Genomic DNA, 12468 nt, shown 5'->3' with positions numbered 1-12468 from the left:
AACGGCGGTTTACTCGCCGCTGTCTTCACCGCTTTCTGGTTCAGCGCTGCGCAAATAGCGGAAGAAGTCGCTACTCGGCTCCAGCACCATCAGATTGCCATCGTCGGCAAAGCTTTCGCTATAGGCATTAAGGCTACGCCAGAAAGAGTAGAACTCCTGATCCTGACCATACGCTTCAGAGAAAATCGCAGCGGCTTGGGCATCACCTTCACCGCGCAGCGTCTCGGAGCGCTCATTGGCCTGGGCAAGCAGTACTTGGCGACGACGATCCGCATTGGCGCGAATACGCTCAGCCTCTTCCTGACCCTGAGCACGCCATTCACGAGCTTCACGCTCACGCTCGGAGCGCATCCGCTCAAAAACAGCGGCTGATACGTCTTCGGGCAAATCGATGCGCTTGATACGAATATCGCGAATTGCCACCCCGAGCTCTTCACGCATCAGCTCGTCGAGTTCTGCGGTGGGGCCCGTCATCAGGTCATCACGACGCTCGGCGATAATTTCCTGAAGATTCAAGCGACCAAATTCATTACGCAGGCTCTCATCCACCCGCGGCTGAATCAGGCGAATGGCCATCAACTCATCGCCGGCAGTCGCCTCGTAGTAGCGAGTAGGATTAACCACCTGCCACTTAACATAGGAGTCAACGATAACCGCTTTCTGCTCAAGGGTCAGATAGCGGCTGGTATCGGTGTCCAGCGTCAACAAGCGCGTATCAAACTTACGAATCGTTTGCGCGATCGGCACTTTGGCATGCAAGCCAGGCTGAATATTCTCTTCAATGACTTCACCAAAGCGCAGTTTAACGGCACGCTCGGTTTCGTCTACCACGTACAAAGTGTTGCTTGCCAGCCACGCCACGGCAGCCAGACCACCAACAATCAGCAGGGATCGATTATTAATCATTTACCGGCCCTCCCTGCGGATGGAGCTACTATTGGTATTCGATGAAGAGCTGGAACTGCCCTGGGTGTTGCGTAACCGCTCAAGCACACTCGGGTCTAGCTGTTCATCGCTATTGGCGCTTCCGCTCGAAGAGTTATTTCGATTACTGCTCCCACCACTAAGCTGATCGAGGGGCAGATACATCAGCGGCGCGTTTTCGCTTACATCCAACAGCACCTTCGGCGAATTACTAAACACTTCTTCCATTGTGTCCAGGTACATACGTTCACGCATGATATCCGGGGCATTTGTGTACTCGGAGAGTAGCGAGTTAAAGCGGTTGGCTTGACCCTGCGCTTCAGCGACTACTGACTCACGGTAACCCTGCCCCTGCTCAACAATACGCTGCGCCTGACCTTGCGCTTCCGGAATAATCGCGTTGGCGTAAGCAATACCCTGGTTGATCGTACGCTGACGATCTTCACGGGCCCGGATAACGTCATCGAAGGCGTCAATCACTGGCGCGGGCGCCGAAGTGGACTCGATGTTAATGGTTTGCAGGCGAATACCGGCACCGTAGTTGTCGAGATAGGACTGTAGACGACTAGCAACCGAGCTACCCAGAATCTCACGGCCAGAGGTTAAGATATCGATCATATCGGTACCGCCGACGACGTGACGTAGTGCCGAATCCAGCGCATTCTCAATCGAGATAGCAGGATCGCGTACGTTAAGCACAAAATCGCGTGGATTAGCTACTTGGTACTGAGCAGAAATTTCCACTTCGACAATGTTTTCGTCGCGGGTCAGCATCGACTGGGTCTGCGACAGAGAACGCACACGGGTCACATTGACCATACGTACATCGTCAATCAGCGGCGGATTCCACTGCAGGCCTGGATCTACGATGCCCTGAAACTCACCAAACCGCAGCACAACGCCGCGCTCGGATTGATCCACGAGGTAGAAGCCCATTGCAGCCCAAATAGCCAGCGCAACAATAATCAGCAGGCCTGGCAGCGCGAAAGGGTTGCGGTTCTTATCACTACCGCCCCCCCCGGTTTTCTTGCCGCCGCCTTTTTTGCCGCCACCCAACATGCTGTTGAGCTTGTCCTGAAACTTTTTCAGCGCTTCATCCAGGTCAGGTGGACCTTGGTTGTTGCCCCCTTTATTGCCATTGTTGCCGCCGCCATTATTACTGCCACGGTTTCCATCGCCGTCGTTTCCACCGCGTCGGCCGCCACTACTCCAAGGGTCGTGCTGGTTGCCACCACCAGGCTCATTCCAGGCCATACTTCGTCTCCACTAAGGTATTCGCTAACGCTAATGGCATCACACTTAGGCGGCACCACCGCGTTTTGATATTATTGCTCTATAAACCTTGTACCATTTTTATACAAAACTGCATACATGCAGCGTACTAGGATGGGTAATTAAGTCGCTTACCACTCATTGGTTTCACGCAGCGCTTCAGGTAAATAGGTGTTGGCTCGCTCGCCCAGTTGGGCCATCAACTGATTAAAGTCACGCCGCGGCAAACGCACATCAAGCACTGAATGCCCCTGCTCATCAAAGGCTTCCTCGCGAACGGCATTGAGCTCGTGCAACCCTGCCCGCAGCTTACCCTGCTCGGGAGTCAGTGTCAGCGAAAAGCCAATGACATCATTTGCCAAGCGCTCGGTCAGCGCCTCATGGAGCAGCTCAAGCCCCTGGCCCTGCTGGGCCGAAAGCCAAACCACTTCGGGCACACCATGCCCATCACGCTCTATACGTGGGGCACTATCGAGCTTATCAATTTTATTCATGACTTTGAGTACCGGCACATCATCGGCGCCGATCTCTTTGAGCACTAGCTCCACCTGCTCCACGTTTAACTCGCGGTCAGGATCTGCGGCATCGATCACGTGTACCAACAACGACGCTTCAGAGGCTTCCTGGAGCGTCGCTTGAAACGCCTCAACCAACTTGTGCGGCAAGTGGCGAATAAAGCCCACGGTATCGGCCATCACTACCGGACCAACGTCTTCAATCTCAAGCCGCCGCAAAGTAGGGTCAAGTGTCGCAAACAGCTGGTCGGCTGCATACACCTCAGAATTGGTTAAGGCGTTAAATAGCGTTGACTTACCGGCGTTGGTGTACCCCACCAGCGATACGCTATGAATTTCCGCGCGCGCACGCGCTCGGCGATTCTGGTCGCGCTGGCTGCGCACTTTATCGAGCCGTTTGTGAATCGATTTGATCCGACCACGCAACAGACGACGGTCAGTTTCTAACTGCGTCTCGCCTGGGCCGCGCAGGCCAATCCCACCTTTTTGCCGCTCTAGGTGTGTCCAACCACGCACGAGGCGAGTCGACATATATTCAAGCTGAGCAAGCTCTACCTGCAGCTTACCTTCATGGGTTCTTGCCCGTTGCGCAAAGATATCGAGGATCAAACCAGTACGGTCGAGCACTCGGCACTTGAGCTCTTGCTCTACATTGCGCTCTTGAGAGGGACTTAAGCTATGGTTGAAGATCACCAGCTCTGCCTCATGAGCCGCGAGCAGTGCCCGCAGCTCTTCCAACTTACCTGACCCAATAAAGGTGCGCGAGTCAGGACGGTGGCGGCTAGCAGTGAGAAGAGTCGCAGGCTCTGCACCAGCAGAGCGTACGAGCTCTAAAAACTCACCCGGGTCTTCACGTTTTTGTTCATCATGAAAATCGACGTGAACAAGAACTGCCGTTTCACCGGCGTCTGGGCGTTCGAAAAACAATCAATACCTCGTGGACTCTCTTGCTTCTCCAGCGGTGTTAAATCTCCGCATCCTGCTCTGCCGGTCTTGCGCAGGCAAGCGTACGTTGCGAGATGGAACAACCGTGGAAATAGCGTGTTTATAAACCATCTGACTAACGGTATTGCGCAGCAGGATAACAAACTGGTCAAACGATTCGATCTGGCCCTGCAGCTTAATGCCGTTGACCAAAAAGATAGAGACCGGAATGCGCTCCTTGCGCAGAATGTTCAAGTACGGGTCTTGAAGGGACTGCCCTTTGGACATGTTGCTCTCCCTAAAACTGTCGTTGGGGTTAATTATCAAATGGCGTGCCCTACTGGTGCTACGCCGCACTATTTTATTACTGCCCGAAAGGCCGAATGATGCCCGAAGAGCCTAGTGATATTCGAAAGGCTCAAACACCCAGCCAATCGAAAACACACTACCTAAATTACCAGCTTAGCGAACTATCTTACGCTAAGCACTGCTGTCACGCACGAGTTTCAACACTTGATCCAGTGCATCTGAGCGCTGTGAATCTACCCAGTTAAGTTCTGGCCAGCTTCTTAACCAGGTTAATTGTCGCTTGGCTAACTGACGAGTTGCGATCACGCCTCGCTCAACGAGGGAGGCATAGTCATACTCACCTTCCAGGTACTCCCACACTTGGCGATAACCAACACTCTTCATCGCCGGTAGGCCTAAATGTAAGTCATTACGCTTTTTGAGGGCGGCGACTTCATTTATCAAGCCCTCACCCAACATTACTTCGAAACGCTGGGCAATGCGTTGATGCAGCAAGCTGCGATCACTGGGCGCCAAAGCTATCGACAACACGCGCCAGGGAAAGGTTTCCGGCTGTTGCTCCGCCCACAGCTCACTCATTGGCCGCCCACTGGCGTAGTACACCTCCAGCGCGCGCATGACGCGCTGCGGGTCATTGGGGTGAATGCGCTGGGCGGATAGCGCATCCACCTCTGCCAGGCGTTGATGTAGCGACAATAGTCCTTCGTTTTGCCACTGTGCTTCAAGCCGCTGGCGAATAGCCGGGTCGGCAGAAGGCAAGTTTGCCACCCCTTCGACCAGCCGCTTGTAGTAAAGCATAGTACCGCCGACCAGCAGGGGGACTTTGCCCGCCGCGCTGATTTGTCGCATAAGAGAAAGCGCATCTACACGAAAATCGGCCGCCGAATAGGGCTCTGCTGGATCGCGAATATCAATCAAGTGGTGAGGCGCACGGGCAAGCTCACTCGCGCTGGGCTTGGCACTGCCAATATCCATACCGCGGTACACCATGGCCGAGTCAACGCTAATCAGCTCATGCCCCAGGCGCTCGTGTAGCGCCATCGCAGCATCGGTTTTCCCAGCGGCCGTGGGGCCCATTAAAAAAATCGCCCAGGGGCGGGTATCAGCCATGCGCGGTTCCGTTAGCTAAGAAAAAGGTGATTACTGATCGCGCAGCTGTTGTTCAAGCATCTATTGGCCGCGCAAGAAGAGCCGATCAAGCGCTTTGAGCCCCATCTGCGTCCAGGTGGGACGACCGTGATTACATTGGTCGCTGCGCTCGGTGCGCTCCATGTCGCGCAATAGCGCGTTCATCTCGTCAATAGTAAGCCGACGGTTGGCACGCACGCTGCCATGACAGGCCATGGTAGAGAGTAGTTCATGCACCCTAGCCTCGACTTGATGGGTACGCCCATAGCGCGCCAGCTCTTCCAGCATCTGACGCACCAGCGCCTCAGGATCAGCCTGGGCAAGTAACGCCGGCAGTTGGCGTACCAGCAGCGTCTCTGGCCCGGCGATATCCAGCTCAATACCCAGCTTGGCAATTGCCTCTTGCTCGCTCTCTGCCGTGGCCACTTCGGCCCGGCTAGCGGCAATGGAGACAGGCACTAGCAGCGGCTGCGCATCCAACCCTTTGGCAGCGGCCAGCTGTGTCTTCATGCGCTCATAGACAATTCGCTCATGGGCGGCATGCATATCCACCAGCACCAATCCCTCAGCGTTCTGGGCCAGAATATAAATGCCGTGCAACTGCCCTAGCGCAAACCCTAGTGGTGGTGGCGCAGTGGGATCGTTATCAGGCATCGCCAGGGGCGCTTCACGCACCTCACTACCTCGCTCACTGGGAGGGCTCGGCTGAGGCGTTAACAGCGTTTCTTCGTGATTGGGGTGTAGCGCCTGATAACCCTGCATAAAGCGGCGCACGCGCTCAGCACCGGGGTGGCGATCCGGCGAGTGGGTCAGCGCAATCCCCTGCTGCTGCCAGCGGGGTTGTTCGGCATCCACTTCTGAAGCTTCGCCCTGTGGCGATGTGCCTGACGTATCAGCCACCTCGGCAGCATGCTCCTCTGCACTCTCAGCGGGTTTAGCCGACGCCAGGGAGTGATGGAGGCTCGAATAGAGAAAATCGTGAACCATACGACCATCACGAAAGCGCACTTCATGCTTGGTGGGGTGGACGTTGACGTCCACAACGTCTGGATCAAGCTCCAGATAAAGCACAAAGACCGGATGACGGCCGTTAAACAGCACATCACGATAGGCCTGACGCACCGCGTGGGCGACCAAACGATCACGCACCACGCGTCCATTGACAAAAAAGTACTGCTGGTCAGCCTGTGAGCGCGAGTGGGTGGGCAGGCCCACCCAGCCGCTTAGCCGTATACCGCCCGCTTCGCGCTCGATATAGCGAGCATGCTCGATAAAATTCTTGCCCAGCAGCGAGGCAATACGCCGCTCCCGGGCCGCCGCAGAGTGACCGGCGGGCAACTGGTGAATGACTTTTTGGTTATGGCGCAATACCCAGGCGATGTCGTAGCGGGATAGCGCCTGACGGCGAAATGCCTCTTCTACATGGGCAAATTCGGTCTTTTCTGTGCGCAGAAACTTGCGCCGGGCGGGGGTATTAAAAAACAGATCGCGCACGCCAACGCTGGTACCACGGGGGTGTGGCGCAGGTGTCACCCGTGCTTCCATGCCCCGCCCTTCCGCAACCACCCGCCAGCCATGGCGGGGGTCGTCTTCGGCATTGGAGATCAGCTCCAGCCGCGAGACGGAGCTAATCGATGCCAGCGCTTCACCGCGAAAGCCTAGCGAACTAACGCCCTCTAAGTCTTCCAGGCTGCCAATCTTACTGGTGGCATGGCGGGCCAGGGCCAGCGGCAAATCCTCTTCGCCAATGCCAATCCCGTCATCGCGCACTTTGATCAGCCGCGCGCCCCCTTGCTCGATCTCTACTTCGATACGCTGGCTGCCCGCATCAATAGCGTTCTCTATCAACTCTTTGGTGACCGATGAGGGGCGCTCAACCACCTCACCGGCGGCAATCTGGTTGGCCAACCGCGGGTCGAGTACCTGTATACGCGGTGCGATAGCGGTTATATCAGTCAACACGGCACCTCATGAACGGGGAATCTGTAACACTTGGCCAACGCGAATCACGTCACCATTCAGGTCATTGGCCTGCCTCAACTGATTAACCGGCACGCCATGACGCACAGCAATCGCTGACAGGGTGTCTCCCGACTGAATACGGTACTCGTTACCCGAAGGGCGACGCTGATTATCACGCTGCCAGGCAAGCAGGCTGGCCGGCGGTGGGAAGCGCTCGAAATGCTCGCGCAAACCGCTGAAGATAGCCTGAGAAAGCCCTGATTGGTGTACTGGGTCGCGTAGCCGACGCTCTTCGTCAGGGTTAGAGATAAAGCCAACCTCGATCAACAGCGAGGGGATATCGGGAGACTTCAGTACCATAAACCCAGCCTGCTCGACCCGCGACTTATGCAGCCGGTTAATGCGGCCTAACTGCTCCAATACCTGACCACCGATCGAGAGCGAGTCATTCAGCGTGGCAGTCATGGTCAAATCCAACAACACGCCGCGCAGCACCTGGTCTTTATCACGCAAGGAGAGACTGCCATCGACACCGCCGATAAGGTCGGAGCGGTTCTCACTATCCGCCAGCCACTGGGCGGTTTCCGAGGTGGCGCCGCGCTGAGAAAGCGCATAGACCGAGCTCCCTTGGGGTCTTGGGCTGGTGAAAGCATCGGCGTGTATCGAGACAAAAAAGTCGGCTTTTTGCTCACGTGCCAGTGCGGTACGCTGACGCAACCCTATATAGTAGTCACCATCCCGCACCAGCACGGCTTTAAAGCCCTCAGTACCGTTCACTTCAGCGGCTAGGCGACGGGCAATTTCCAGCACTACGTCCTTTTCCCGTGTGCCTGAAGGGCCAATCGCCCCCGGGTCTTCACCGCCATGACCGGCGTCGACGGCAATAATAATATCGCGCCTTGGGTGCGGCTTGGCTTCCTGCACTTCTGTCGGCGCTGCCTCGCTAGGCGGCGCCACGCTGTCCGACAGCTGGCCTTGAGTAGATGCCCGCTGGGCCTGAATTTCCTGGTCCCGAATCATCGCCTCAATGGGGTCAATCGGATTCTCGACGGCACTCTCACCAGGATATTCGAGATCAACGACCAGTCGGTGACCGTACTGGTCGTTAGGTGTCAGGGTAAAATGGCGTGGCTCAATTTCTCGATTGAGTTCAAGCACTACCCGCAGGCCCCCACCCTCCCGCACGCCGGTACGCACCGAGGTAATTGCACTGTCGTGCAAAGGCAGCGTACTGGGGTCGGTATCCATTTGGGTATCATCTAAATCAATCACCAACCGCGCCGGGTTCTCCAGCGAAAATACGTTGGCATTAGTCGCAGCGGAGAGATCAAACACCAGCCGGGCATGATCTGGCGCCGCCCAAAGCCGCATGCTCTCTACGCTGGACGCTTGTACATCAACCGCCGCCAGGGCAAAAAAACCGGCGGCTAATAAGCGATATACACCTGCCGCTATGCCCTTCATTTCCATTGAATCACACCGTTCTCCAACTGGTCAGAACCTTCTTTACTGACTGCACTTACCTTGCTACTTACCTTACTTCGCAATAATTCAAGCATACGCTGACCGTTATCACTACCCGCAGCTAATGAGACTAAACGCCCTTGCGCCACTACTTCCAAGGTTAGGCGCAGGTCAGGCGCTGGCAACCACCCTTCACCGCGGCTGGGCCACTCAATAATGGTGACTGCATCGTCGGCCAGCACGTCTCGACCACCAATAAACTCAAGCTCTTCTGGATCCGCTAAGCGGTATAAATCCAGATGATAAACCCGTTGATCGTTCAACTCATAAGGCTCTACCAAGGTGTAAGTGGGGCTTTTAACCGCCCCTTGATGGCCGTAAGCCCGCAGGATGCCACGCGTTAACGTGGTTTTACCGGCACCTAGCTCACCCTCTAGATAGACGAGCCCGCGTCCTTGCAATACGTGCCCGAGAGTTTCGCCAAAAGCGACCTGGGCCTCTTCGTTGTCTAATTGCACCTGCATGTGGGCTGCCTTCACGGATTAATCAATTTTCGCGCATAGGATGCCAGATCGCTGGCCAGCAGGCCACGCTCGCCTTCTTCCGCTGCCGCGCGATCGGCCGCTAACGCATGCACCATGGCACCTAGCCAGACACTAAACTCCACCTCGCCCCGCTGAGCAACCAACGCCCCAGCATGCCGCTGAGCACATCGCCCATGCCGCCGCTGGCCATACCGGGGTTCCCGTAAGGGCACACCACCAAACCGCTAGGCCCAGCAATTAAACTGCCCGCGCCTTTTAAAATCACCACACCACCCCGAGCGCGTTGCAGTGCCTGGGCAGCAGCGGGCCGGTCGGATTGGATATCGGCAACGGAACAGTTCAATAGTCGCGCGGCCTCACCGGGGTGTGGAGTCAAAATCCAGTTATCACGGCGAACCTCCGGCCACTGGCGCGCCAGGAGGTTAAGCCCGTCGGCATCTACCACCAGCGGCTTATCTGCCTGCAGCGCACTCTGCAGCACCGCCTGCCCCCAGGCAGCTTGGCCAAGCCCTGGCCCGACCACCACAACGTCAGCGTTACTGGGCAGTTCAGCGGCCTCAGCGCCACCGCGTACGCCATGAGCCATCACCTCCGGGCAACGCACCAAACTGGCGGCAATATGTTCTGGGGCAGTCGCCAAGCTTACTTTACCCGCCCCTAAGCGGGCAGCAGCCTGACAGGCCAGCAGCGCGGCACCTCCGAAACCAGGGGCGCCGCCCATGATCAGCACATGGCCCATGTCGCCTTTATGGCTGGTACGCAGGCGTGGTGCAAAAGCCTCTGCCAGCAGCGAATCATCCAGCCGCCAAGCCGTGGGGGGAATATCGAAATAGGCCTGGGCTTTGACACCCAGGGGTCGAAAGTCGATCTCGCCAGTATAGGCAGGGGCATCACCTGTATGTAATCCAACCTTATCGCCAATAAAGGTCACCGTGCAGGAGGCCTTCACAGCAATACCCGGTACCGCACCGGTGTCGGCAACCAATCCAGAGGGAATATCAATCGCCAGGACTGGCTGCTTTGCAGCGTTGATCGTTTCAATAGCACGCTTGAAGCGCCCCTCTACTTCACCGGTCAACCCGGTACCCAGCAATGCATCAACAATCACTTCGCCGGTGAGCTCAATCCCAGCGTGCCACTCCTCGCAGCCCACGCCCGCGGATGTTGCTAATTCTGCGGCACGGGCCGCGTCGCCGCTGAGCTCTTCAACGGACTTAAGGGTTATCCGCTGCACTTTGAGGCCCGACTGCATGGCTAGCGCTGCCAGCACGTGACCATCGCCACCGTTGTTGCCACTCCCACATAGCACGGTGATACTACGTGCTTGTGGCCAGCGGGAGCGGAAGCTGTGCCAGGCGCTTGAGGCGGCGCGCTGCATCAATGCAAAGCCATCGATACCCCCGGCGATCGTGCGCCGATCGAGTTCCTGAACCTGGGCGGCTTTATAGAGGGGGCGTAGCATGGAAGTATTCGGGACTGTCACGATCGCTCCTTTCACATGTTTGATGGCTGCCAATGCGTTAGCATAGCGCGCTTAATGCCTTGCTGTTGATTGACTATGTCGAATTCCACTGCCTTTGCACGTTCTGATGGTGCAATGACTGACCAGAAACTTGCTAGCCTTGCCGACCTGATTAAAACCTGGGGGCGAGAGCTGGGTTTTCAGCAGGTGGGCATCACCGATACTGAACTGTCGGCTCATGAAGACCACCTCGACGCGTGGCTGGAAAAGGGCTACCACGGCGAAATGGGCTTTATGGCCAAGCATGGCACCAAGCGCACTCGCCCAGAGGAGCTGGAACCCGGCACTCAACGCATTATCAGCGTGCGTATGGATTACCTGCCCGCCGAGGTGGAGAGCACCAAGGTGCTCGGTCAGCCCAACCGCGCCTATGTATCGCGCTACGCCCTTGGCCGTGATTATCACAAGCTAATCCGCAAACGGTTAGCCCTATTAGCAAAAAAAATTGAGCAGGAAGTCGGCAGCTTCGGTTACCGCGCTTTTGTCGACTCAGCGCCGGTGATGGAACGCGCCCTGGCTCAAAAAGCGGGGCTCGGCTGGTTTGGCAAAAACGCCATGCTGCTCAACCCCAAGGCGGGTTCGCTGTTTTTTCTTGGCGAACTCTATACTGACCTTCCATTGCCCATTGACGCACCGTTTGAGCACGAACACTGCGGTAGCTGTAACGCGTGCAAAGTGGCCTGCCCCACCGGTGCCATTGTTGACGATAAAGTGGTCGACTCGCGCAAGTGCATTTCGTATCTCACTATTGAGTTGCACGGGGCGATTCCAGTCGAGTTTCGTCGCGCCATGGGCAACCGTATTTACGGCTGCGATGACTGCCAATTGGTATGCCCTTTTACGCGTTTTACCCATATCACCCAGGAAGATGACTTTGCGCCGCGCCATGACCTGGATCGCGCATCGCTTATTAGCCTATTTGGCTGGGGCGAAGCGGAGTTTCTGGATAAAACCGCTGGCAGCCCCATTCGGCGCATTGGCTACCAGCGCTGGCTGCGCAATATCGCCATTGGCCTGGGTAACGCGCCCTGGAGCGAGGCCGTTGAAGCCGCGCTCTGGGCGCGCAGAGCCTACCCAAGCTCGCTGGTGCGTGAACACGTCGCCTGGGCGCTTGAGGAGCAGCGTCTTAAACGCAGTGAGCGCATTGCCACTGACGCGTCTTAAACGCTACTCTTCTTAGCTATTCTTCTTCTTCGCTGCGCTGATCAACGCGTAAAAATGTATTGCGGTAGTGGGCCAGCTCGGCAATCGACTCTTTAATATCGTCCATGGCCAAGTGCACATTCTGTTTACTAAAGCCCGCCAGCGCACCGGGGTTCCAGCGTTTGGCCACTTCTTTTATGGTAGACACATCAAGATTGCGGTAGTGGAAAAAGTTGAGCAACGCAGGCATTTCACGCTCGAGAAAACGACGATCCTGATGGATGCTGTTGCCACACATGGGCGACGAACCTGCCACTGCGTACTGCTGCAAAAACGCCAGGGTTTGCTGCTCAGCTTCAGCGGTTTCCACTTGGCTTGCCTTCACGCGTGCGACTAAGCCTGATTCGCCGTGGGTTTTCTGGTTCCAGTCATCCATCTGCGCCAGCAGACTATCGGGCTGCTTCACCGCAATAACCGGCCCCTCGGCGACCACATTCAAATCCGCATCTGTAATGAGCGTGGCTACTTCAATGATGCGCTCTTTATTAGGATCGAGACCGGTCATCTCTAGATCAATCCACACCAGCAGATCATTCCGCGGCGCTGTTTTTCCTTCTGTTGCACCCGTCGTATCGTTGCTCATTACCGTTATCCTTTTGCCTAAATGGCTATTCAAATCATGCCATTGTGCCTTAAATTTACGCTTACAGTTAAACAAGGGCCTGTGGACGTTTCAGCGTGAATCACGACGAAACGTCCA

At 56.3% G+C, this 12468-nt stretch carries 10 protein-coding genes and 1 pseudogene; 1 reads left to right on the top strand and 10 read right to left on the bottom strand.

Annotated elements, in window-relative coordinates:
• Positions 1-9 precede the first annotated feature (9 nt).
• The 9 genes and pseudogenes from hflC to FDY98_RS08905 form a co-directional block, all read right to left on the bottom strand.
• A complete protein-coding gene (hflC, locus tag FDY98_RS08945; RefSeq protein WP_009287760.1) occupies positions 10-906 on the bottom strand; it encodes a protease modulator HflC in 897 nt (298 codons plus the stop codon).
• Positions 907-2178, bottom strand: a complete 1272-nt coding sequence (gene hflK, locus FDY98_RS08940) for an FtsH protease activity modulator HflK (protein WP_027959067.1) — start codon at positions 2176-2178, stop codon at positions 907-909. It abuts the gene before it with no gap.
• A gap of 149 nt (positions 2179-2327) precedes the next feature.
• Entirely contained in the window at positions 2328-3638 is a 1311-nt protein-coding gene (hflX, locus tag FDY98_RS08935) for a ribosome rescue GTPase HflX (protein WP_009287759.1), read from the bottom strand.
• Positions 3639-3923: an RNA chaperone Hfq gene (gene hfq / locus FDY98_RS08930; protein ID WP_155705795.1), complete on the bottom strand. Its 285-nt coding sequence runs from the start codon at positions 3921-3923 to the stop codon at positions 3639-3641.
• 192 nt (positions 3924-4115) lie between these two features.
• Entirely contained in the window at positions 4116-5054 is a 939-nt protein-coding gene (gene miaA / locus FDY98_RS08925) for a tRNA (adenosine(37)-N6)-dimethylallyltransferase MiaA (protein ID WP_027959066.1), read from the bottom strand.
• 60 nt (positions 5055-5114) lie between these two features.
• Complete coding sequence (mutL, locus tag FDY98_RS08920; protein WP_027959065.1) at positions 5115-7022, bottom strand: DNA mismatch repair endonuclease MutL; 1908 nt, start codon at positions 7020-7022, stop codon at positions 5115-5117.
• Positions 7023-7040: 18 nt separating this feature from the next.
• Positions 7041-8504 (bottom strand): N-acetylmuramoyl-L-alanine amidase, encoded by a 1464-nt coding sequence (locus FDY98_RS08915; protein ID WP_027959064.1) that lies wholly within the window; start codon positions 8502-8504, stop codon positions 7041-7043.
• Positions 8495-9022: a tRNA (adenosine(37)-N6)-threonylcarbamoyltransferase complex ATPase subunit type 1 TsaE gene (tsaE, locus tag FDY98_RS08910; protein WP_035539154.1), complete on the bottom strand. Its 528-nt coding sequence runs from the start codon at positions 9020-9022 to the stop codon at positions 8495-8497. The genes FDY98_RS08915 and tsaE overlap by 10 nt, the downstream gene beginning before the upstream one ends.
• 11 nt (positions 9023-9033) lie before the next feature.
• Positions 9034-10505 (bottom strand): annotated as a pseudogene (locus FDY98_RS08905) (NAD(P)H-hydrate dehydratase).
• 96 nt (positions 10506-10601) lie between these two features.
• Between FDY98_RS08905 and queG the strand changes: the two are divergent.
• Positions 10602-11729: a tRNA epoxyqueuosine(34) reductase QueG gene (gene queG, locus FDY98_RS08900; RefSeq protein WP_442905401.1), complete on the top strand. Its 1128-nt coding sequence runs from the start codon at positions 10602-10604 to the stop codon at positions 11727-11729.
• A 16-nt stretch (positions 11730-11745) separates the two neighbouring features.
• Here queG and orn read toward each other — a convergent pair whose 3' ends face one another.
• Positions 11746-12351, bottom strand: a complete 606-nt coding sequence (orn, locus tag FDY98_RS08895; protein WP_027959060.1) for an oligoribonuclease — start codon at positions 12349-12351, stop codon at positions 11746-11748.
• Positions 12352-12468: the final 117 nt, after the last annotated feature.

Source organism: Halomonas sp. PA16-9 (assembly GCF_009728585.1).
GTDB lineage: Bacteria > Pseudomonadota > Gammaproteobacteria > Pseudomonadales > Halomonadaceae > Vreelandella > Vreelandella titanicae.
This window is presented reverse-complemented; position numbering and strand designations above follow the sequence as displayed.

Coding starts and splice junctions, on each gene's coding strand:
- hflC (WP_009287760.1), bottom strand. CDS start 906: ATGATTAATAATCGATCCCTGCTGATTGTTGGTGGTCTGGCTGCCGTG.
- hflK (WP_027959067.1), bottom strand. CDS start 2,178: ATGGCCTGGAATGAGCCTGGTGGTGGCAACCAGCACGACCCTTGGAGT.
- hfq (WP_155705795.1), bottom strand. CDS start 3,923: ATGTCCAAAGGGCAGTCCCTTCAAGACCCGTACTTGAACATTCTGCGC.
- miaA (WP_027959066.1), bottom strand. CDS start 5,054: ATGGCTGATACCCGCCCCTGGGCGATTTTTTTAATGGGCCCCACGGCC.
- FDY98_RS08915 (WP_027959064.1), bottom strand. CDS start 8,504: ATGGAAATGAAGGGCATAGCGGCAGGTGTATATCGCTTATTAGCCGCC.
- tsaE (WP_035539154.1), bottom strand. CDS start 9,022: ATGCAGGTGCAATTAGACAACGAAGAGGCCCAGGTCGCTTTTGGCGAA.
- queG (WP_442905401.1), top strand. CDS start 10,602: ATGTCGAATTCCACTGCCTTTGCACGTTCTGATGGTGCAATGACTGAC.
- orn (WP_027959060.1), bottom strand. CDS start 12,351: ATGAGCAACGATACGACGGGTGCAACAGAAGGAAAAACAGCGCCGCGG.